The sequence below is a fragment of the Longirhabdus pacifica genome (assembly GCF_004115085.1).
Lineage (GTDB): Bacteria > Bacillota > Bacilli > Paenibacillales > DSM-105158 > Longirhabdus > Longirhabdus pacifica.
In genome coordinates this window covers 91,755-115,092 of sequence record NZ_QXJP01000008.1, presented here as the reverse complement: position 1 = coordinate 115,092, position 23,338 = coordinate 91,755, and the positions used below count along the sequence as shown (strand labels likewise).

The 23,338-nt window shown below is 38.2% G+C and carries 14 protein-coding genes; 9 read left to right on the top strand and 5 right to left on the bottom strand.

Going from position 1 to position 23,338, the window contains the following annotated elements; translation table 11 throughout:
- Positions 1-175 precede the first annotated feature (175 nt).
- Positions 176-8,242, top strand: a complete 8,067-nt coding sequence (locus D1Z92_RS08430) for an S-layer homology domain-containing protein (RefSeq protein ID WP_128895222.1) — start codon at positions 176-178, stop codon at positions 8,240-8,242.
- 403 nt (positions 8,243-8,645) lie between these two features.
- Positions 8,646-9,770 carry a response regulator gene (locus D1Z92_RS08425; protein WP_128895221.1) on the top strand — a complete coding sequence of 375 codons (1,125 nt, stop codon included), beginning with the start codon at positions 8,646-8,648 and terminating at the stop codon, positions 9,768-9,770.
- A 116-nt stretch (positions 9,771-9,886) separates the two neighbouring features.
- Here D1Z92_RS08425 and D1Z92_RS08420 read toward each other — a convergent pair whose 3' ends face one another.
- Both D1Z92_RS08420 and D1Z92_RS08415 read right to left on the bottom strand, forming a co-directional pair.
- Positions 9,887-10,756, bottom strand: a complete 870-nt coding sequence (locus tag D1Z92_RS08420; protein WP_164931517.1) for a M12 family metallo-peptidase — start codon at positions 10,754-10,756, stop codon at positions 9,887-9,889.
- Positions 10,757-11,117: 361 nt separating this feature from the next.
- On the bottom strand, positions 11,118-12,362 hold the full coding sequence (locus D1Z92_RS08415) for an MDR family MFS transporter (RefSeq protein WP_128895219.1): 1,245 nt from the start codon (positions 12,360-12,362) through the stop codon (positions 11,118-11,120).
- A 333-nt stretch (positions 12,363-12,695) separates the two neighbouring features.
- On the opposite strand from D1Z92_RS08415, the gene D1Z92_RS08410 reads away from it, so the two are divergent.
- The 5 genes from D1Z92_RS08410 to D1Z92_RS17290 all read left to right on the top strand — a co-directional run bounded on the left by D1Z92_RS08410 (position 12,696) and on the right by D1Z92_RS17290 (position 16,226).
- Positions 12,696-13,223, top strand: a complete 528-nt coding sequence (locus D1Z92_RS08410; RefSeq protein ID WP_128895218.1) for a periplasmic substrate-binding domain-containing protein — start codon at positions 12,696-12,698, stop codon at positions 13,221-13,223.
- A 118-nt stretch (positions 13,224-13,341) separates the two neighbouring features.
- The gene (locus D1Z92_RS08405; protein ID WP_128895217.1) at positions 13,342-14,436 is read left to right on the top strand and encodes a carbohydrate kinase; all 1,095 of its coding nucleotides are present in this window, start codon (positions 13,342-13,344) and stop codon (positions 14,434-14,436) included.
- Positions 14,433-15,356 (top strand): pseudouridine-5'-phosphate glycosidase, encoded by a 924-nt coding sequence (locus D1Z92_RS08400; protein WP_128895216.1) that lies wholly within the window; start codon positions 14,433-14,435, stop codon positions 15,354-15,356. The genes D1Z92_RS08405 and D1Z92_RS08400 overlap by 4 nt, the downstream gene beginning before the upstream one ends.
- Positions 15,357-15,573: 217 nt before the next feature.
- Positions 15,574-16,017: a hypothetical protein gene (locus D1Z92_RS08395; RefSeq protein ID WP_128895215.1), complete on the top strand. Its 444-nt coding sequence runs from the start codon at positions 15,574-15,576 to the stop codon at positions 16,015-16,017.
- Positions 16,018-16,085: 68 nt separating this feature from the next.
- Entirely contained in the window at positions 16,086-16,226 is a 141-nt protein-coding gene (locus tag D1Z92_RS17290; protein ID WP_164931516.1) for a hypothetical protein, read from the top strand.
- Positions 16,227-16,256: 30 nt separating this feature from the next.
- Here the strand turns inward: D1Z92_RS17290 and D1Z92_RS08390 are convergent, their stop codons facing one another.
- From D1Z92_RS08390 to D1Z92_RS08380, 3 genes are all read right to left on the bottom strand, one after another.
- On the bottom strand, positions 16,257-17,480 hold the full coding sequence (locus D1Z92_RS08390; protein WP_128895214.1) for an iron-containing alcohol dehydrogenase: 1,224 nt from the start codon (positions 17,478-17,480) through the stop codon (positions 16,257-16,259).
- 5 nt (positions 17,481-17,485) lie between these two features.
- Positions 17,486-19,030: an aldehyde dehydrogenase family protein gene (locus D1Z92_RS08385; RefSeq protein WP_128895213.1), complete on the bottom strand. Its 1,545-nt coding sequence runs from the start codon at positions 19,028-19,030 to the stop codon at positions 17,486-17,488.
- Positions 19,031-19,422: 392 nt separating this feature from the next.
- Positions 19,423-21,066 (bottom strand): hypothetical protein, encoded by a 1,644-nt coding sequence (locus D1Z92_RS08380; RefSeq protein WP_128895212.1) that lies wholly within the window; start codon positions 21,064-21,066, stop codon positions 19,423-19,425.
- Positions 21,067-21,299: 233 nt separating this feature from the next.
- Between D1Z92_RS08380 and D1Z92_RS08375 the strand changes: the two genes are divergently transcribed.
- On the top strand, positions 21,300-22,085 hold the full coding sequence (locus D1Z92_RS08375) for a methyl-accepting chemotaxis protein (RefSeq protein ID WP_128895211.1): 786 nt from the start codon (positions 21,300-21,302) through the stop codon (positions 22,083-22,085).
- Positions 22,082-23,188 carry an FAD-dependent oxidoreductase gene (locus D1Z92_RS08370; RefSeq protein WP_128895210.1) on the top strand — a complete coding sequence of 369 codons (1,107 nt, stop codon included), beginning with the start codon at positions 22,082-22,084 and terminating at the stop codon, positions 23,186-23,188. The genes D1Z92_RS08375 and D1Z92_RS08370 overlap by 4 nt, the downstream gene beginning before the upstream one ends.
- The last annotated feature ends 150 nt before the right edge of the window (positions 23,189-23,338 follow it).

Genomic DNA, 23,338 nt, shown 5'->3' with positions numbered 1-23,338 from the left:
AAAACGATGAGGTCATGCTCTACAATCCGAATATAGTAATAGGTATAAAGAATTATAGTATATATGTCAATTCTACCAACAACACATTATATGTTTAGTATTTGTTAAGTAATAAGTGTTTTAATAAGGTATTGTATATAGTTCTATATTACTATAAAGGGGATAATTACAAAAAATGATGAAAAAACAAGTGTCCATATTCCTAATATTTATTTTATTTCTTCAGTCTTTTATAGGGGTAGGGAAAGATATAGTACATGCTGCATATAATGGGGATTTACAGTTTGCCATACAGCATGGTTCGAAACAGATCGTACTAGGAAAGCAGACTACATTGTATGCGAAAGTGACTAATAATGAAACGAACGATTGGGCTTATAATCTAACCTATGCCATAGCATTAGGAGATGGGTTGGAATACGTGGAAGATCCACTATACCCTGCATCTGATCATTCTGTGTCTACTGATGGTGTACAGAACATCGTGTGGAAAGATATGAAAGATTTAGCTCCCCAAGAGACATATATGTTTCCAATTTCCATTCAATCTTTAGAATCTTATCGCTACCATGAGGATCAACGAGCGGTAGCTTTCGGAGATGATATTGCCATCACCATGTCGGTAGCAGCAAGCGATGATGCTCGTAACCTTCCGCAAGCAGGAGATGGACCAAGTGATGTGATCACCATGGAAATCGTGCCGTTTGAAATTAACGTAAACCATACAGCTGCAGTAAAGGGTGCAGGTCCGAATGACACCCCTCCAGATCATGGACAAAATTGGGGAGAGATGACTCGTTTTATTAATCTTGTTAATAATACACGAACGGAAACGGTCATTGATCTAGAAAATAGAGTCCATACAGCAGTGGAGGTGTACCAGTTGTCGGATGCTGCTGATGAAGAAATAGACAGCACTTCAGATCCAGAGTGGAGGCAATGGGAGTGGTCTAATTTACAATTAGCCGCTGGTGAGACACGCAAACTGTCGTATAAAGAAGCTTTTTTAGAACAATACCCAGATCAAAGTGCTATCCAACATGGAGATACGGTCACGCATACATTAGCTTACACTGCGATAGTCGATAGTGAGAGTTACACAGGAAATATCGATTATACAGCCAATGCGAAAGATATTTCTATTCATAAAGCAGTAGATAAATCTGTGGTGAAGTATGGTGATACCGTCACATATACAATACATATAAAGACCAATGAGTATGAAGATGTTGCTGATGTTGTTGTAACCGATACACTCGGAGATGGACAAGATTTTTTGCAATACTTAGATGTGCAGGGAGTAGAAGGTAATCCACAAAAAAATAGTGATGGAACGACGACGATAACTTGGGATTTAGGTACGCTTGCGAAACAATCTACGATGTCCATATCCTATACAGCTCATATACGTGATGAATGGGCAGCTTCCTATAATGGAGGTCCAATTTACGCTGGAGATAGTATCCATAATGCTGTCAGTATAGCGGGAGTTACTGATGCATCCGGTTACGTTCAACATAGCAGTGATACTTCTATTAGTGTGAATGAACCTCATATAAGTGAAAAAATCGTAAAAATAAACGACGTAGCGATGGATGCCAAAGCTGGATCTGTGACGGTCGGAGATCGTGTATATATGGATGTGAAGTACGATGCTCGTAACATTGGTGCGAAGCAGCATGATGTGGCGTTGTACAATTTTCTTCCTTTAGGTACCGTTTTAGAAAGTAATGACTTATCTTCCTATGCCTTAAATGGAGTTGCTCCAAGTTATGAATCTTCCAATCATTTGTTAGTGTGGGAGTTAGGTGATTTGCCTGATAATACAGGAGAGTTATCTACGACATTGGAGATCATCGTTGAAGATAGTGGTGAATTTGTCAAAGCAGATAAAGGTGCAGAGAACTTGCTTGTACTTTCTTATGCCAATTCGCCACAACGCATTGTGAGTAAAAGAGATAGTGTGAAATTACAATATACAGAACCAGCTATAGAGATGGAACGCAAAGTCAAACAAGTTTCGGTAAAAGATACCCGTACTGTAGATGTATACGGTTCTGAGATGGTGGATATCGCTATTACATTGCGTAACCATGGCGATACAACGGCCTATAACATTCAATTCGTGGATGTATTGGGTGAACAACTGGAAAACCCAACGATCATTCAAGATGATTTTACCTTTAATAGTAACGATAGAACACTTACGTTTGATGAGATAGAGAAATTAGAACCGCTACAGTCCGTAACATTTACGTATACAGCAGATGTCACAGACCCTATCGGATCAGGTTACGTCATTTACAGTAACGCTTCAGCAGATTATTACGGTCAACCACAGCAAATGACTCCTGTAAGAGAGTATACCGCATCAGAAGTCAATAATCCTGTCATGCAAGTAGAGCGACCTGCTGTGACGAAAAAAGTAATAGATACAACAACAGGAAGTAAGGCAAATGTACGTATCGGAGATTGGGTTGTGTATCAACTAGAAGTGAACCTTCCGACTGGAGCTGTTGCGTATGAGCCGAAACTCATCGATACCATTTCGAATAACCAAACGTTTTTAGAAATGTTTACTACCTATCATAGTGATGGGAATGGACAGTGGTCCCCAGCAGGTGAACAGAAGAGTGTTGCAGGCAATAACGTGACGATTTCTAACTTAGCAGTAAGCACAGAAGCTACGTACACTTATTATGTGAAAACAAGAGTAGATGATATTAAAGATGGTGTAGTAAATGAAACGCAAAAATCTACCGCTATCTTTGAATGGCAAGATCCCAATGATAAAGTTGGCAAGCTAGTTGCACAATCTAATCCAGCTGCAGTACAAGTGAGAATACCGAATTTGAGAGCAACAATCACCCCTGCTTCTAAAGAGATGAATCTAAATGATGAAGTGGATTACACGTTTTCTGTTAAAAATGTAGGTAGAAATACGGCGTATGGCTTTACCCCTTCGGTCACTATACCCGCGGGATTTGATATCATTTCCACCCCTGTTCAGACTGCTGTCTATGGAGATGTGAATAAGGGATATACATTGACTTTTGATACCGTATCGACGTTGTTCGTAAATCATAGTGTGGATTACAACTTTACTATGTCATTAGTTTCATTAAAAGACGCAGGAGAGAATGATGCCGTGTATGGGGATACAGGCCCCTATTATACGAATAACCAAGCGTATGTGAATGATACAGATGCAGATCATAACAATAATCCAGAGTTAGGGAAAGAAAAATATAGTAGTTCCAAGGCCACAGGCGTTTTAAACATTCCAAAAGTATGGATAAATAATCGTATTAAAAGGAGCAGCAATGAAGGGCGTATAGATGAAATTCGTCCTGGAGATACGATAGATTATGAGTTAACCGTTACTGTGCCAAAAGGTACCAACGCTCGTAACATTACGATAAGAGATACATTCGATTTGTTGAACATGTTTGATGTTATATCTGTTACCGATGAGAAAGGGCAACCCGATCTTACAGCCACTTGGTCTAACAGTACGTTAAGTATGGTTTTGGGAGACGTTATAGCGAAAGAAACAGATACGGATGCAACTACGATCGTTCGTCATGTTCAACTTCAAGTAAAAAACGATGGTAGCAGTGTGGATACAGGATCGGTAACGCAATTAATAGAGGCTGTAGAAAGTAGTGCGGTTGTAAGATGGGCGACAGAAGAGGGGAAATGGCTGCAAAGTGCTAAATCCAAAACAAACGTGGATGTCGTACAACCTAAATTAATGTTAAGTAAAATAGGTTTGTTACAGAGTGAGTTTTCTGAAACGGTAAACGAAATTCAGATTGGGTATAAGCTTAAGAATGAGGGAGAAACGAATGCTTTTAACGGTGTAGTAGAGGTAGATATTCCTACTGGTTTAACGGTAGTACCCCAGTCCATCTCGAACCAAGGGACACTAAGCAGTGATGGGAACAAAGTGATATGGACACAGCTGCATGTCAATCAGAATGCAGAAACAAACGTCACGTTTACCGTAACTCCCGATACCCTTGCGGCCGGAGTAGATGACATTATCGTACCAGCTACACTCACATCGTATACATCAAAATTCAATACCCCATATAAAACGTATAAGCTTAATCAAACCATACAGCACAAGCTATCGACAGCACCGCCGCAACTATCTGCTGTGATGAAGTACAATACAAATAACGATCAAACCAACGTTACACCAGGGGATGAAGTGACTTATGAAGTTAACATTGATATCCCGAATGGGTTGCATGTGTATGATGCTGTGTTGAAATTTGAACAAACGGAACAGATGATAACGGAAGTGTTTTTACCTAATGGGGATAAGGTAGAGTTGAAAGGCGGAGGATATCATCTTGAACATATAACAAGGGATATGTATGTTACAGTAAAGGCGATAACTCCTACAGATAGTTCGCAAAGTAGCAATAGCTATTATACGAGCTTTGAGCCTATTCTGCATTACGAGACTGCGCTGCAACATGGTGTGTCAAAGCAAGCGACAGTAAGTCAAGCGATTATATTACAAGTAGGGCAACCTGATTTGTCGATCTCCTTAACTTCAAATGAAAGTGAGTTTACACAAGTAGGAGATACCATTACGTACACGTTAGAAGTGAATAACGAAGGACAAAGCACAGCGTATGATGCAGTCACTTATTTGAGTGTAACAGATGCAGTATACGTTACGCTGAAAGAGCCGACAGTGTCCGATGCAGTATATGGTGATGCTTCATGGAACGATGCTCGCAATGAGTTGAAGTGGGACATATCATCATTAAGACTGGGCGAAAAACAGGTAGTGACGTTTGACGCAACAGCGAAAAAAGATACCGCGGTTGGTGCTGAATTACAATTTGAAGCGGAAATCAATCAATATTTCTCTAGACCAGTGGCAGACTACAAACAATACGGACCGGTAAATACGAATAAGGTTAACGCAGTGGTGAAAGGGCAACATATGCTTCTCGGTAATGGTTATGAAGAAGTAACAGCGGGGAACAGTGTGCGATTCACGCATACGCTGCACAATACGGGTGCAGGAAAAGATGAGTTTGCGTTAACCTTTGATAGTCCTTTCCAGGTCACAAGGGTGGATGACGACCGACAAGCAATGACCCTTGCTGCAGATGAAAAACGAGACATTATCATTGAAGTGGTCGTTCCAGAGCAAACACCTTATGACACCACCCATATCGTTACGGTGAAAGCAACAGGCAAAAATAGCGGCAAAGAAAGTACCACGCAAAATACAGTGAAAGTGCTGGGCAGCTTGCTAGATGGTTGGAGTGGATCAGAGCAACAAGCAGATTGGGAATTAACGAACTATGGGGAGAATGACATAGCAACATTTCAGGCGATCAGTGCGGTAAACGTAGAGGACGTTACCGTAACATATGGACAAGGTACGAATGTACAAACCCATGCATTGATATGGATGAATACCACTTCTTATATTTCCGATGGGTACAAAGAGTGGATCGTATCCGTACCATTAGATCAGTCAGTAGCTGCATCCACGCTCTTTACACCAACCTTTCATGGTTACCACAGTCAGAGTCAACAGATAGAACAAGATGCTTATAACGGTGTAAACGGGGCAAACAATCCATTCTACGTGTATCCGACGGTAGATGTTGTTGGCACGATTACGGATATCGTTGATGATGCAGTGATGGAAGGTGCGAGTGTTAGGTTGTTACATCGTTATAGTGAGGAAGAAACTGCAAGGACTGCAACAGCAGCTAACGGTACCTATATTTTTAAAAATGTTAGTGTGGCTGAGTATATACTAGACGTGAGTGCGGAAGCATACGCTGACACACAAGTAGAGTTTTATGCATTACCAGAAAGCGGTGCAGAACAAGTCATTGTCGATGCACAACTTGCACCATACCAAATTACGTTGATGGCTGATCCAGAGACCATTCTGGGTGATGGGAAATCAGAGACGATATTACAAGCCATGATTACGGATCTGAATGGAGAACCATTATCAGGAGCGAACGTCCTATTTTCCTCACCAACTAACAGGGGGACTTTCCCGCAAGGGACAACAGCGATAACAGATGAGGATGGAAAGGCAAGCTTACCGTTTCGTTCGGATGAGATTATCGGTACATCTTCTATCCGTTTTCCTGTATTGGTGGAAGTAAGTGATGAGAAGAAGAAATTATATGCAACAGATCAAATTTATATCGTGTTTAATCCCGGAGCAGTTGCAGGAGTGGTAACAGAAATAGACGAAAATGGTATGAGTCAGCCTGTAGGTGGAGCCATTGTTATCATTACAAAAGATATGGATGGTGATGGGGTCATCGACTTTTCTGCAAAAGCGATAACAAAAGAAGATGGATCTTATCAAATCTCAGTTCCAAAAAGCAACACGGACTATGATATAGAAGTGACAAAACAAGTACAGATTGGAAAAAATACGACACCAATAACGTTTAAACAAAAAGCAGAAGTAGGACAATTTCCGATTTCTAACCATGATGTATTTCCTTCAGATAAGACAGGAGCAGGAATGGTTTTATTTCAATCTGTAGAACAAGAGACACTACAATATCCGAAAGAGCTGTATGAAAAAATGAAAGGATATTTGCTGGATAGTAATGGGGATATCGTATTAAATCATGATCAAAGTATTAAATATTTTTCCATAGAAGAGCAAGGTGTTTTTCATATCCCTAATTTGAAGAATGGTACGTATCAATTAGTTGTGCTGATGGAAGTGACACCGGGTGTGGAGATCATTATTAATGAAGATCGGAATGGAAATTACGCACCATTAATGATTAATCAAGATGGGGAGTTAAATCTGAGTGAAGTGCTCATTGATCCATATGGCATAGTGACGGATGCAGTAACAGGAAAATCTATTGAAAACGCACATGTGCATTTGTATTATGCGGATACGCAGCGAAATCGTGATCATAACATTACACCAGGAGAGTTAGTGATTTTACCTGAACTTGTGGGCTTTGATCCTAATGATAACCGCAACCCACAAGATTCCGATGCATATGGTTTCTATGCTTATATGGTGTATCCATATACGGACTATAAAGTGGTTGTCACCAAGCCAGGATACATTACTTACAATAGTCCTGCAATTGAAGTTGGAACGACGATGGTGCGTCATGATGTGTCTTTAAAACCGATTATAGAACCGAGCGAACCAAGTAAACCGAGCAATAACCAAACGACAAATAGAAAAGAATCGGATTTATCCATCGAAATTTTCTCTGATAAAGCGATGTATGGCGAAGGGGACAACATATATTATACGTTGCAATACCGTAATGACAGCGAGCATGCCGTAAATCAAGTTGAAATACAGGCACAAATTCCACGCTATACTAGTATGGAAGATGCTGCTGGTGGTAATGTGAATGGACAGATGGTGAGTTGGAATGTCGGTACATTGCAAGCTGGCGAGACAGGGGAAATAATGTACAGTGTTGTTGTAGGAGAAGATGTACTACCCCAAGCGGAGGTAATCGTGAACAATGAAGCGAAGATTGCAAGTAAAGCAGCTATACTAGTGAATACACTAAACGATACATCTTCCATTCAAGTCATGTTGCATAGTGATCGATTTGGTTCATCGTTGCACCATAGCTATATTGTTGGTTATCCAGATGGGGAATTTAAACCGAATCGTGAAATTACCCGTGGGGAAATTGCAGGTATATTCGCGAGAATTATGGATTTAGAGCATATCGTTACAGAGAAGAAAATGTATGACGATATCCCAACAGATCACTGGGCAGCAGCATATATTGAAGCCGTTACCCGTGCTGAATTATTTGGGGGCTATGACGACGGGTCGTTTAGGCCTGACCAAGCTATTACCCGTGCAGAGCTTAGCGCTGTTATTGCTAAATATTTAAATTTAAACAATAGTGAGGCATTAAATATTCACTTTACAGATGTTGAAAATCATTGGGCTGTGAATTACATTGAACATATGTACCGACATCATATTATCGTTGGCAATCCAGATGGAAGCTTTAAACCTAGTGATCCAATGATTCGTGCCGAGGCGGTAACAATGATCAATCGCCTGTTGCATCGTGGGCCGTTAACTAATGTGGATGTTTCATTTCCAGATGTCCCAGCAGATCACTGGGCATTTGGCGAAGTAGAGGAGAGTACTAGAACACATCGATACGATCGCTTGGAAGATGGCACAGAACAAATGACGGAATTTATTCCTGATCCGTTATGGTAATCTGACGTCCTCCTTCTTTCACATATTGAAATAGATATAGATAACCAGCCTACTCATACTAATGATAATAGGCTGGTTATTTTTTTCATTATATGTATGAATGTATGATATTGTTGAAAGACTTATGAAAGCGACATCGTATAAAGTGTCAAAAAATAATTAATCATGTTATTTTTTCGATATCACTGTCAATTTGTGTGATATAATCATAAATTATAATCTTTATTTTTGAAGTGATGTTACAGTATTTTTAATTGCTTTTTTAATATTAAATAAAATAATAAGATATACATAACAAAACAGAAATTTAATATTCAGTATATTCTAAAAACAAAACATGAAAGTCTGTCTTAGTATACAAACATCTTTAGTGTGAAAATCGTCATGGGAGTGAAGGAGTGAGATGATGAAAGTTTACATTGTAAATGATGACGTAATGGAAGTAGAGATGCTTCAAAGGCTCCTTTATCATATAGATGATGTGGATATTATAGGAAGTCATGTTCATCCATATAAAGCATTAGAGGAAATAAGAATACTATCTCCACATGTGGTGTTTCTTGATATTCAATTACAAGAAATAACGGGGATAGAGCTTGCCAAACAAATACATCAGATGGATCCTTTCATACATATTATTTTTGTAACTGAATATAGTACACATGCGATTTCGGCTTTTGAGGAGGGGGCTATCGACTATATCTTAAAACCTGTAAGTGAAGCAAGGCTTTTGAAATCCATTGAACGTGTTAAAAGAATACAGATGGCGAGTACGTCTTCATTAATGAAAACAAAATATGATGCAAAATTATGTGTGAAAATGCTTGGTAATTTTGAAGTGTATGGTATAGATGGAGTGAAGTTGAAATGGCGAACTGCGAAAGAAAAGGAGCTATTTGCTTTTCTCGTTTTGCGAGGCACTGCTGGTGTATCACCAGATATTTTGTTAGAAGTGCTGTGGCCTGAAGAAAACCCTAGCAAAGCAAAAGTGTATCTACATACTTGTGTGAGTTATATTCGAAAAAAGTTGCGTCCATACCAATGTAGTAATGCATTGACATATAGTAATAAAAAGTATTACTTGGATCGAACAGAAATGAAGATAGATTATTGGGAGTGGATGGAATATGCCATGGTTCCTAGATTAGGAGAGATGTTATTCCCCCCAATACAAGAAAAGATGAGCATGGCTTTGCATGGCACTTTACTACAAGATTGTGATTATATTTGGGCGGAACAAGATCGTGAGCAAATGAACAGACTCATGATGGAATTTTATATTCGCTCCGCTTTAAATGCATTGGAGAATGGGGAAAAGGATGGAGCGATGCATTTATTGCAATCTGTTATTTTTAAAGATCGCTACAATGAGGAAGCGTATCGATTGTTGATGAAAATATACGTAGAAGAAGGAAGACACGATGCGGTCATGCGTGTGTATATTCAACTTGAACAGGCGTTAAATGAACTGAGTATTAAACCTTCTTATGCTACGAAAAACATATTGGAACAAACGTTAATAACGTAGCATCAACGATACACACACCTAAACTATAAAACAATTATAACTCCCCTTAAGATAGACAGTGGGGCACTGGCATCATAAGGGGAGTAAAGATTTAGTAAAGGGATGAATGGTTTAGATTATGCTTTCTTTCCGTACCAGTGCTTACGGTTCATAATGTCTCGTTCATGTCCAGATTCGAAATCATCTACAATGTAGGACCAAGTGTAATTCATGATACATACTTTAAAAGATCCAAATTTGTGATGGCTCAGTCCATAGTTATGACCAATTTCATGAATCACTGTATGCCATGTTGCAGAGTAAGATTGGTCTGCCATTACACTGATACCTACACTTGGTGCGCTGTTATAAACATATGCAATGCCACCATCTTTAAAATTACCATCGTCAGAGAATCCCATGACAAAGTCGTACTGGCTGTCTCCCCATTCTCTTTGTAAATCAGCTAAAATTTCGCTACTGTTATTACCTTCCGATTGCCATTCTACATAAGAAGTAATATTAAAATCAATTCCAAAATCTCTATTAAACGTATCATCCGCTCTTTCTACAATGTCTTTCGTATATTGTACCCAATTGCTATGGCTTTTACGATATTCTTCATCGGCTGCAATACGCACATTGATGACAGTGTCCCCTGACTCTCTAGCGGAGCTTATCTCATTAAGCATTGCCTTGAAAGTGGCACTAGAATCATTAACTTCGAGGTTACTGCCTGATGTTGTGGTGGCTTCAAATGTTACAGTTTCCTTGACACCATCAGCATTTTCAATGTTTGCATAAATTGCTTTTTCCGTTATACCTTTTTCCACTATAAAATGCTCTGCTGGTGGATTGACTTCTCTAGGTAATGCGTGTACTTCTACTCCATTGGATTCATGTTCATGGCCTACTGCATGCTGGTCTGCTATGGAGACGGAAGAAAATAAAGAAAAAGATAGTGTTACTGCCGAAATAATAGATAACGTTTTTTTCATGTTTATCATCATTGTCACTCCTCTAGTATTGTAAATGATTCATTTTAAAAGCGAAAAATAGATTATCAATTCCCTCCTTTTTATTTTCATCATATAAAACGACAACGCTTTTATGCTTAACTTCACTAAATTAAGCAAATATAAAATAAAAAGGGAATCATTTGAGTACATTAAAATGAAGTAGAAAATAATCCCTTTTATCTTATATATTAGTTATCGGAAGGATAAAACACTTTATTTATAAACGCTAAAAAAGTTTAAATTTTAAAATTATTCATTTTATTTCCATGAAAATACGATATAAAATGGAAAGGTGCTGTACAGTGGAGATTGTACAGCACCTTTGTAATGGAGATAATGAATGCGTTTTTTATACAGATTCGCTGCTGGATGGTAACGGTCGATATTTTTTATTTCCGATATAGTAAAAGAAAGTTGCTGCCAGTGATATGACAGCCATCATTAGAAACAATACCGTTCCATTAAGATGATCTAATACGATCCCTCCCATAAGAGGGCCGAGGAAAAAACCTAAACTAATAAACTGGTAAGAGCCAAAATACGTTCCTTTCATTCCTTCTGGGGCAATCTGATCTACAAATACGCTGCTAGCTGGAAATATCAACATTTCACCTAATGTGTAGACAATCATGGATAATATAAACCACCCAGATGTAAAGGAGAGCCCTAAACCAACATTTCCAATAGCAAACAGCACGCTGCCTATAATAATGATACGCATCGGGTTTATTTTTTCTGTGATACTAGAAAGCTTAAGTTGTAAAACGATAATGGTAATCGTATTGACCACTAGTAAAATCGTGTACATTTTCTCTTGGTTTATGAAAAGGTTAAACATCGAAAAGCCATCATTAAAGTTTTGTGTTAAATGTAGAGAGAGTCCTGTACTCATCTGTGAAAAACTCGTACCGATCAATATACCACCGATAATGAAAAATAGTAGCGGTAAATCTTTGCTAATAGTAAGAATAGAATGTTTAAAAGAAACAGTTTCTTTTTTAGCATCGTAAGTAGATTCATTGATATCTTTTAGTTTTATCGCCATGATGATCGTATACAAGAAGTAGATAGCTCCTGTTAATAGCCATGGGATAAGGATGTTCACCATGGCAAATAATGCACCTAGCATAGGTCCGATCGTAGCTCCAATATTAATCGTTAAATAGCGAAGCGTAAAAATTCTAGCACGTTGCGATGGTTTGGATAAGTCGGTCATCATCGCCTGAGATGCCGGTTCATAGAAACTGCGACATAATCCATTCAAAATGTTTAAAATGATAAACATCCATATGTGTGTGGCTACGGCAAAACAAAAAAACGTTATAGACCATACGAATAATGAAAAAATAATGACTTGCTTTCTCCCTATTTTATCTGCTAAATGACCTCCAAGAAAGCCTCCAAAGGTAGAAGCAAGTGCGCTCAAACTGACAGCAAATAAAATAGAAGTAGGGTTTAGAGGCGTCACTTTCGTCATATAAATGGCTAGGAACGGCAAGCTCATAGAAGAACCAATTCGAGATAGCATGGTGCCAAATAATAAGAAATTAACAATCGGATTATAGTTTTTGAGTTCGTTCCATACATTTTTCATTGTGATTACCTTCTTTTTGTATATTGATATTATTTCTCTTTCATTTTATTTATTCTAGCATGAATTAAATATTTTCCCACTGACCATTAGTAGGAAGAAAGCAAACTTTCATCCCCTACTTTTGTCGTAGAAAACATGAAAGTGATGATAACCACAGCAATTTGTAGATCATCATTTCTACTTTGAATTCCCTGTTTAGATTCATATCTATCGACGGTACTATTTATTATTTTTTGTACAACATTAAAATTTAGTACCTGTATATGAATGGAAGCTTCGAGCTATTTTCCTCAACTATATAAAAAAGCAAAAAAAGATAAAAGAGTTATTCCGTTGTTATTAAAAAAAGCTAAATATAATGGAGAGGTTATTCATTTATATAGTTTTGAGCTCAATCACCCTGAAGCTATTGGGGAATGGTTAGCTAAAGAAGCGAGGAACTATGGTGTATATATCAAAGTGCATTGGGTAAATTACGCAAATGGAATGTCTCTTGCGAATGATGCCGATATCATGTTAGCAAGAGATATTGGTAATAACGATCCGCTCATTTCGTTTTTATCCTGTTTTTATATGAAATCGCTTGTATTTAATCGTTTTTTCGGAGAAATGTGGCTGAAAGTAGAGCCGTATTTAGAGAGGTTACGATATGAAGAAAATGGGGATAAACAAATCGAGTTCATTCAGCACATTGAACACATCATAAGACAGCATCATCTTATTGTTTACTTATTCCACCCAAAAGAAAGTAGTTCCTTTCATTCTCTAATGAAAGAAATACATATGGATCATTTCGGTTTTGCAGATTTGCGGAAACTTTGGTTAGATGAACAGATGAGACTTGGTGACGGTTCGCTATAGATGTGATGACACAAATAGGTTGAAAAAGAATGTAGTAGATAGGATGCATTTACCATTCACAAACTTTTGTTTATATGATAAACTTTTGTTTGTGAGAACGAATGGAAAGGTGATGTACATGGATAAAGAGAAACAAATTATTGAGCACATTAAAAATAATCCATACATTTCACAACAAGAGTTAGCAAACTTGGTAAACATATCACGTTCTGCAGTGGCGGGTTATATCGCTGCTTTAACGAAAAAAGGAATCATCAAAGGAAGAGCTTACGTCCTGCGTGATGAAAAGATCGTGATGTGTATCGGTGGTGCTAACCTTGATCGAAAAGCATATAGCAAACAAAAAGTAACATTGCACACTTCCAATCCAGTGACTATAAAGGAGTCCTGTGGTGGTGTTGCTAGAAATATTGCAGAGAACCTTGGAAGATTAGGCAGTACCGTCATGTTAATGAGCGGGGTAGGAGACGATAAGGAAGGCAAACTTCTTTTACAGAAAACGAAACAGCATGGTGTCGATGTTAGTCAAGTCTGGGTATTTCCAACGCAAAATACAGGCACGTATACAGCCATGTTAGATCAAGATGGGGAAATGGTCGTTTCACTAGCAGATATGGATATTTACGATGCATTAACGCCTGCTTTATTTGCAGATAAATGGCCTCAGATCAATGCTACAGAAGTCGTTTTTATTGATACCAATATTCCAGAAGACGCATTGCAATTTATCATCGAGCGTTGTAAGCAAGAGGACATTCCGTTATATATTGATCCTGTATCTTCCATTAAAGCGCAGAAGCTTCCACATGATTTAAGTGGGGTCAAAGGAATGATGCCTAATTTAGATGAAGCGGAAGTATTATCTGGTATAAGCATTAACTCTACTGAAGATGCCAAGCAAGCATGTAAAATTATGCATGAACGTGGCGTGGAGCAAGTCATTATCACCATGGGCGAAAAGGGTGTGTATTGTTCCACAGAACATGACGATCAACTACTTCCTCCGTTTTCAACCGAAGTTGTGGATGTAACAGGAGCAGGAGATGCATTCGCTTCTGGACTTCTATACGGTATAGTTCAAGCATTACCTATCATCATTGCATGTCAGCTAGGACTAGCTGCCTCGATGTTAACACTGCAAAGCGAACAGTCGGTGTCACCTGAATTATCAGCAGAAAAACTTTATTCCGTTATAAAGGAGCAAACAACATGAAACAATATTTATCTTTTACAGAAGAAGTAAGACAAGCACTAGACAACAATCAGCCTATAGTAGCACTAGAAACAACGATTATTTCACACGGTATGCCATACCCACAAAATATCGAAATGGCTAAAGAAGTAGAGCAAATTATTCGGGACAATGGCGCAGTGCCAGCTACGATTGGCATTATGAATGGGAAAATTAAAATAGGTTTAACAGATGAAGAATTGCAAGAGTTTGCAACGAATAAACAAGTAGAAAAAGTAAGTCGCCGTGATTTCCCGTATATGCTGGCGAGTGGAAAAATAGGAGCTACTACTGTAGCAGGTACGATGATAGCCGCTCAATTAGCTGGAATTAACATGTTTGCAACTGGTGGAATAGGAGGCGTGCATCGCGAAGGAGAAATCACTTGGGATGTATCCGCTGACTTAACAGAACTGGCAAACACCGATGTTGCTGTGGTATGCGCAGGAGCAAAATCCATCTTAGACATTGGAAGAACATTAGAATATCTAGAAACAAATGGTGTTCCGGTAGTAGGATACAAAACCGACGAATTTCCATCCTTCTATTCTAGGGAAAGTGGATACGGTGTAGATTTTAATCTAGATAAACCTGAGCAGGTAGCAGCTGTAATGGCTAGTAAATGGGATTTGGAACTTCGTGGTGGTATGGTTATAGCCAACCCTGTTCCAGCGGAAGCTGCATTGAACTTTAATGAAATTGAAGGGGTTATTGTTCAAGCATTAGAAGAAGCTAAACAACAAGAAATAACTGGAAAAAATGTAACGCCGTTCATTTTAGCTAAAGTAAAAGAGTTAACGAGCGGAAAAAGTTTAGAGACGAATATTGCACTTGTTAAACATAATGCGCAAGTAGCGGCTAACATTGCTGTAGCATATCAGGATATCCAAAAAGATAATTAAGTCATTTGTCCTATTCCCTTACTGTACATTTCCATTACAATGATAGTAAGGGAATTGATTTAAACTATTTAAATTTATGTTTAAATTTGATGTCTTAAGGGTAAATGACTATATTTTATCATTCATCATAGTGGGATCTTTTTTGTTGTAAAAAAGTAAATATGTTTACCATAATATGATGAAAAGTTTGCCCGCAGACAAAGAGGGGGACACAAATATGAAAGTAATGAGTGAGGAAATGCAAATCCAAGATTTTGAAGTGTGGACTACTTATACGAAACAAAGTCATCAAAATATGTGGGAATTTTTACACAACCAAGAACGGTTCAAACAACTCACTACTCCTCAAATTGTTCTAATACAAGATTATATTATTTTACAGGAATTATACGACGAAGCATTATTGAATGATTGGATCATAGATTGTCACCAACACAAACAATGTGTAGAACAAGCTGTGAATATTTGTGCTGTACTTGATTTATTTCCTACATTAGAGCAAAATGATTTATCGAAAACAGACTTGAAGGTGCTAGGTGAGATCATTAGAAAATTCTGGGCTAAGAGTTTTCTTGAACGGTATGGAGATAGAGGAATCATCGTAGATTTGATTGAAGATGAGGAGCATTACTTCTTGTCGGTATATGAAGTTCAAATATAAATATATGTCACTAATATGCTATGAATATAAATAACAATATTATAAATAAGGAAAAGGAAAACAAAGTGATGCCACTAATAGAATTAAAAGAAAAAGAATATTCTAGGATTGAACATTGTTTTCAGTTTAAAAAACAGCATATACCAGCATTATCTGTTATACAGCAACGTTTTCCAAAACAAAAAGAAGCCAGTGAAAAGTGCTCATAGCACCTTCATGAGGCTTCTTTTTGTATGAGGTTAAGTTGAAGTTAACACTTCATTTTTATTGAAGATGACCTTCATTCCAATGGTTTGAATGGTTTCTGCTGGGATAGGGAAGGAGCGCGCTGCTGGATCTTTGGACACAGCTTTTATCGTAGCTTCTAGCTGAGATGCATTAATGTTGTAATCCCTAAAATCAGCTGGCAGATCGACTTGCTGCTGCAACTCTTTTATTTTATGGACACTATCTTTCAGTAAATGTTCACGTTGCTTCCCATTGGTGTCAATACCTAGCGCTTGCGCGAGTTCGAAGCTTTTAGGTAAATATAGTTGAGGAATATGTTCCATCACTTCGGGCAAGAAGACGGCATTGGCTAGCCCGTGTGGAATGCGGAACAATGCTCCATATGCATGAGCAAAGTTGTGAACGGGAATCGCATTCAGAGCGAAACTAAACGCAGTAATGGCAATCAAACTTGCCTGCAACATTTCCATACGTGCCGGAAGATAGGCTCCATCTTTTACAACAGCAGGTAGTTGTTTCGAAATAATACGTATAGCATGCAGTGCATAAGCGTCTGTCAGTACAGTTGCTTTAGGAGATGCCAGTGCTTCTATGGCATGGGTTAGAGCGTCGAATCCGGTAAACGCAGTAATAAATGGAGGCAAGCCAACCGTTAAATCTGGATCCAACACGGCCATATCTGCGTTAATAAAAGGATGAATGATATTGGATTTTATTTTTAATTGCTCGTTGTAAATGACCGCTATTGGCGATACTTCAGAACCCGTACCTGCAGTTGTAGGTACGGCAACATGAGGAATCGACATCGGCTGTGCTTGAGGCCAATTTTCTACAAGGATGCCTCCTGTAATGATGGACTTAATATCTGTAATGCCTTTCGCAAGGCAATACTTCACTCCCTTTACCGCATCGAGAACGCTTCCTCCACCTACCGCAAGTAAGGCATCGGCACCGACTTCACGAGCATAACGAGCCGCTGCATTGACACACTCACTACTAGCATCTTGTTGTATATCTAAATATATACCAACTAGTTCTGGGCCATGTTGCTGCTTAGGTAAATCAAACAGGGAAGCTATTTTGTCTACAATGCCTGCAGATTGTAGTCCAGCATCACTAAATAATACGATTCGTTTGGCATGTAAACCTCTAAAGAGTTCAGGAATCATTGCTCTTGTTCCTGTGCCGCTATGAATAGCAGTTCTTTGACCAAATTGATTATACGTTAATGTCATTGTATTCACCTCAATTCATCATTTGAATTTGAAAATAATATGTTATACCAGCTGCGTTTGTTAAGCTCTGGTGTCATCGACGTGTGGACATGCTTTGTTTGTGTGTATTCATCTAGAGAATGTTTACCCATTTCTCTTCCGATACCACTCTGTTTATATCCACCGAATGGTGCATCTGGTCTCAGTAAATGCCAATCATTAATCCATACCACACCAGCACGTAGCTTGCGTGCCACATCGTATGCTTTATTCACATCTTTCGTCCATACTCCAGCAGCTAGGCCATAAATCGTATCATTTGCCATCTCAATGGCTTCTTCCACGCTGTTGTATCGTATGACAGACAATACAGGTCCAAAAATTTCTTCTTTTGCGACCTTCATGTCATTTGCTACATCTGCTAAAATCGTAGGTCGAATAAAGTGTCCACCTTCGCATCCTGGAACCGTCTCTTTTTTACCGCCACAAATGACTCTTGCCCCTTCTTTTTTAGCCGATTCAATATAAGATAAGATTTTTTCTTGCTGTTTCGCTGAAATAACAGGTCCCATGTCGGTGGAAGGATCAAGAGGGTTACCGAGTTTGAGTTTGCTTGTTTGTTTCACGAGTAAATTAATGACAGTGTCATACATGTGATCGGGAACGAAAAGCCTTGTACCAGATTCACATAATTGACCGCTATGTAAAAATACACCGAACAAGCTTCCAGGAATGGCGATTTCTAAATCAGCATCATCCAGTAAAATGTTAGGGGACTTTCCGCCAAGTTCTAGTGTCGTGTTCTTCACCGTCTTGGCTGCAATGGACATAATCTTACGTCCTACCTCAGTAGAACCAGTAAAAGCGATTTTATCAACATCAGGATGGGCTGCAAGAGACTCCCCAACTTCTGCTCCTGAACCTGTAACGACGTTGATGACGCCTTTCGGGACAACTTCTGAAATAATTTCTGCAAATTTAAGTGTGGATAGAGGGGTGTAGCTTGCTGGTTTAAGAACAATGGTATTTCCCATAGCAAGTGCAGGGGCGATTTTCCATGATGCAATTAACATCGGCATGTTCCATGGTGTAATGGCTGCACAAACTCCAATAGGTTCTCGCCAAACAAAGTTATGTGCTGGACCAGGGAAGAGTGGCATAGGTAGTGTTTCGGAGTAAGGATATTCTAGGACAAATTTACTGAGTGTTTGAAAAAATAGTGCTGTTTGCAACACATCGCTGTTAGAGAGCCTTCTTACCGTTCCACCAGAACTGATAGCGTCTAAGTACACGAGTTCTTTTGCATTAGCTATAATCTTTTGCGCTATCATCAGTAACATTTTAGAGCGCTGTTCTGGCTTCATTTCCCGCCATGCTTCTAACTCAAAAGCTTCACGAGCAGCGGTAACGGCTTTATTTACATCTTCTTTCGTGGCTTTCGCTACTTTAGCTACTAATTCACCAGTTGCGGGATTGCTGACATCAAATGTTTCTCCGTGAGTAGCTGGTGTCCATTCCCCATTAATAAACAGCAAGAATGTTTTTACATCTACTTGTTGCTGTAAAGACATACAATACCCTCCTTCATTATAAATAGTTTGAAGTTTATTATTCTTTCTAATCTGAATTTTCTGGTTTTTAAATGTAATCGTTTACAAAAAAGAAAAATTTTAATAGTATAGTGACTTTTATTTACTTAACATACACTTGCTGCATGCGTTGTTACATGCAGATGCAACGATAATATGATTTCTTCTATCATAGATGAGAGACGTTTTGCCTGTCAAGACAAGGAATAGGAATGAAAAAGACGGATAACCTTATGTCAAGATAGGTTTGCTTGATTATGTAAGTGGAAATGATGGTGTGAGTGCATCTATAAAAAGAAGTATTGCGAAAAAAGCCGATGAAATTCGGCTTTTTTCGTTATGTTCATTGCTGTTCATGGAATTAATCTTTTTAGTTAGTTGACTTCATCTAGAGAGATTTGTTTTAATGTATCATCTCTCTGTTTAAACACCATTTGTTGATCGATGATTGCATATGTTTCATAATCCCCCATGTACTGTTTGCGTTCTAAAGACGCTTGATCTAAATCGTAAGTAATGAGTTGATTCATCTTTCCTCTACTAGTATCATTAACGAGTGAAAAATACAGTTTGTTTTGGTCATATAGTAAATAGCCTATTCGATAGTGTGAAAAGATGGTTCTCATTTCTTCCGTTTTTAAATCTACCTCAATCACTTGTGAGTCAATGACGATATACAACAGATCGGCCTCTTCTAATAGTACATAACTACCACTAGATGGTATCTCCCATCGATAATCTTCATATCTCTCTTTATCCATCTCAATAACTTTCTCAAAGTCACCATTACGTTCAAAAAAGTAAATTTGATGATCTGTCAACACGAGCACTTTATCTTTATAAGGGATGATCGAATCAGAAGAAAGCATATAAGTTGAAGTTTCTATATAATACGTCCGTAGTGTGTTTTCTGACTGGTTATATTGCGTTAATGTACCTCCATTTAGCTGCCACAGGATATCAAGTTCATTATCTACATAGACGAGATTTTCATCTATCTCTTTCTCATTCCAATCTCCAGAGAAGGGTTCGAATGTTCTGGTTTTTTGATTCACTATATTGAGATCATTGTCTATTTCATACGTATGAGCTAAGGACTCCACGATAAGTGTGTCGTCGTCTGACCATTGCACCGCATAGGGAGATAACAGTTCGACTTCGGCAATTACATTAAAGTATGCATCCAATTTCACTAATCTGTCTCCATATGTATCGGCTACAAACCATTGATTATCAACCTGTATAAAATCTTCTGCTGAATAACTTATTCCGTATGAATTGTTAAAAGATGAAGCGTTGTTTACTGGCAATTCTCCTATTTTTTGTAGGTCATTCTGATCATTAATGATATACATTGTATTTACTAAGAGAACATGCCACACGTTATTTATTTGACGCGCTGTGTATGCCAAGGACAAATCTCCACTACCTTCATCTCCGTAAGAATCAATAATGGCTTCAATGTGTTCCGGAATTATTGTGTTGCTTTCACCTACTGTAGGAACAAGTGGGATATTTGTCATCACTTCTTTATTTATTACAACATCATCCTCGGTTGCCTTTAAAATCAACGTTTCGTTTTCAACCCAATAATGCGCAAGCGGTTTTTGATAATCAGTATGGTAGTTACTTGCATAAATTAAATCTTGGAGATGTAATTTCTTATCTGCGCCATCCACTTTAAACGTAAAAACTACTTCTCCTCCCAATTCTTCTTTGTTTGTTAACTTGGCACCGTTAAGAAGATAATAATGATTATTTATTTCAAATTTATTATCTGTTATACGATAAAAGTGGTTATCATCCACATCGTTCCACTTCGTCCAATGACTTGCATCATTCGCTATTTTATCAACTGATGTTGTTCCTTCGTCTTGATGCGATTCCATTTCATCAGTTAATTCTGATGTTTCCGACAGTGCATCTCTCTTCAATCCATCGGAATAAAAACCGATGATAATAAAAATGAGAGATATGAGTATACTGAACAATACAACCTTACGCTTACTTGCAAGCATGATTCCGCCTCCTTTTTTTGAGATTATATCACAATTAAACGAATGATTGTATACTCGTTATATAGTGCATACTTACTATATGGTGAAGGGTATGGAAGAAAAGGTAGGGAGAAAGTTGTGAATATACAAAATATTCCCAATGTCGACACGTTTTTTTGTATAATAGAAATAAGTATATCGTTTTTTATCATGTAACCGTAAAAAGCAAAATATGATGAATTGGAGTGAGATTAATGTTAAATAAGCAATTGCAGGATACGAAAGCAATGCTGAACAAGGCAAAAGAAACAATGCACGATCAGGAACATTTGGTTAAAAAATACTCTGAAAATTCTAACAATATTGCTACACATTCCCAAAAATTGCAAGTGCAGGTATCTAGCATGAAGACATTATCAGATGAAGCGGAACAACATATTAACTTAGGAGAAAAAGAAGTAGCAGAAGTACATCAAAATATTAAAACTATTGCAGGAAAAGCAGCTATGATATTAGAACAAATGCAAGAGCTTGCAAGCTACTCCAAAGATATTTTAAAAGTTGTCGGTGTAATGCAAGAACTGGCAAGTCAAACAAAATTGCTTTCTTTAAACGCATCTATTGAAGCGGCAAGAGCGGGAGAACATGGCAGAGGTTTTAACGTCGTGGCAACGGAAGTTAAGAAATTAGCGGAAAGCAGTAATAAATCTGCCGCTGAAGTACATGAATTGGGAAGTAAAATAACGGGGCAAATTGATGAGTTGTTGCACAAGACGTTAACTGGGGATAGTGCAGCTAATAAAGTCATTGAAAGTATGGGAGAAGTGATGTTTCGCTTTGAACAAATTAGAGATATCACTAAGAAACTGAATGAAAATAGTGACACACTACATAACCAGTCCGTTGAAATGACCGAAGTTAGTGAAGTAGTCCAACATCTAAGTCAACCTATTTCTCAAAATCGCATACATATATCAGAAGGTTTGGATACTGCCATCAAAACGATAAGTGAGTTAGTAGATGAAACTGTAACGTCATGAAAACGTTAATATTGGTAGGGGGTGGACATGCCCACTTGTTCATCTTGCATCAATTGAAAAATCATAAACTAGACAATGTCCAAGTGTGTCTCATTTCGACAAGTACGCATCAATACTATTCTGGTATGCTCTCGGGCTATGCCGAAGGGATATTTCAGCAATCAGAAATACGTGTGAACTTACGTCAACTTTGTAAGCAAGCTGGTGTGATGTTTATGCAGGAAAAAGTGGAACATATCGATCCGGTGAAGCAAAATATTGTAACTTTAAAAGGAAAAGAGATCACATATGACCTCATTTCGTTTAATATAGGTTCTGTTTTGAATACAAGTCATGTGCCTGGTGCGGATCAGTATGCCATGCTGATAAAACCTTACGATCAGTTACCACAACAAATAGAAAAAGTAAGACAAAGTGAAAACGTTATCATTGTAGGAGGAGGGGCATCTGGTGTAGAAATTAGTTTGGCCCTTCAATCGTGGCGAAATCAGCATGACATTCCAAATACTGTTCACTTAATTTCTCAAGGGAACATACTGCATGAAGTTTCAAAGAAAGCAACAAACATAGTGACACAGCGTTTCCAACAAGTTGGTGTTTCCTTACACCAGCATAATCAGGTTTTACGAGTGGAGAAAGATATAGTGCACGTCATCCATACGCAGTCTAAAGCAAAGCAAACACTACCTTACGATACTTTAATTTGGTTAGCTGGTGTAACGGCTTCCTCCATTTTTAAATATCATCATACATTAGAAACGGATGAAGCTGGCTATTTGTTCGTTAACAATCAGTTGCAAAGCACTTCATTTTCCAATGTGTTCGGAGTAGGGGATTGTGTAAGTTTTAAACATCATGCTCATGTAACCAAAACAGGTGTATATGCAGTAAAAGCGGCGGAGACATTGTGGCATAACTTGCTGGCATATGTACAAGGAACCGACCTAAAAACATACAAACCACAGCGACATTATTTAGCTATACTATCTACGGGCCATCGTCAGGCCCTATTAAAATACGGAACATTCGTGGCACACGGACGATGGTGTTGGACACTGAAAAAAAAGATAGACACCTCCTTCATAAAAAAATATATTGAATAACAATTTGCGACTGGCAACTGAGTCGCAAACAATTTGCGACTGGCAACTGAATCGCAAACAATTTGCGATTGGCAACTGAATCGCAAACAATTTGCGACTGGCAACTGAGTCGCAAACAATTTGCGATTGGCAACTGAATCGTACACAATT

Bases quoted from the DNA above. Each gene is read 5' to 3' on its own strand.
- D1Z92_RS08430 (WP_128895222.1), top strand. From the start codon at position 176: ATGATGAAAAAACAAGTGTCCATATTCCTAATATTTATTTTATTTCTT.
- D1Z92_RS08425 (WP_128895221.1), top strand. From the start codon at position 8,646: ATGATGAAAGTTTACATTGTAAATGATGACGTAATGGAAGTAGAGATG.
- D1Z92_RS08420 (WP_164931517.1), bottom strand. From the start codon at position 10,756: ATGATAAACATGAAAAAAACGTTATCTATTATTTCGGCAGTAACACTA.
- D1Z92_RS08415 (WP_128895219.1), bottom strand. From the start codon at position 12,362: ATGAAAAATGTATGGAACGAACTCAAAAACTATAATCCGATTGTTAAT.
- D1Z92_RS08405 (WP_128895217.1), top strand. From the start codon at position 13,342: ATGGATAAAGAGAAACAAATTATTGAGCACATTAAAAATAATCCATAC.
- D1Z92_RS08400 (WP_128895216.1), top strand. From the start codon at position 14,433: ATGAAACAATATTTATCTTTTACAGAAGAAGTAAGACAAGCACTAGAC.
- D1Z92_RS08395 (WP_128895215.1), top strand. From the start codon at position 15,574: ATGAAAGTAATGAGTGAGGAAATGCAAATCCAAGATTTTGAAGTGTGG.
- D1Z92_RS17290 (WP_164931516.1), top strand. From the start codon at position 16,086: ATGCCACTAATAGAATTAAAAGAAAAAGAATATTCTAGGATTGAACAT.
- D1Z92_RS08390 (WP_128895214.1), bottom strand. From the start codon at position 17,480: ATGACATTAACGTATAATCAATTTGGTCAAAGAACTGCTATTCATAGC.
- D1Z92_RS08385 (WP_128895213.1), bottom strand. From the start codon at position 19,030: ATGTCTTTACAGCAACAAGTAGATGTAAAAACATTCTTGCTGTTTATT.
- D1Z92_RS08380 (WP_128895212.1), bottom strand. From the start codon at position 21,066: ATGCTTGCAAGTAAGCGTAAGGTTGTATTGTTCAGTATACTCATATCT.
- D1Z92_RS08375 (WP_128895211.1), top strand. From the start codon at position 21,300: ATGTTAAATAAGCAATTGCAGGATACGAAAGCAATGCTGAACAAGGCA.
- D1Z92_RS08370 (WP_128895210.1), top strand. From the start codon at position 22,082: ATGAAAACGTTAATATTGGTAGGGGGTGGACATGCCCACTTGTTCATC.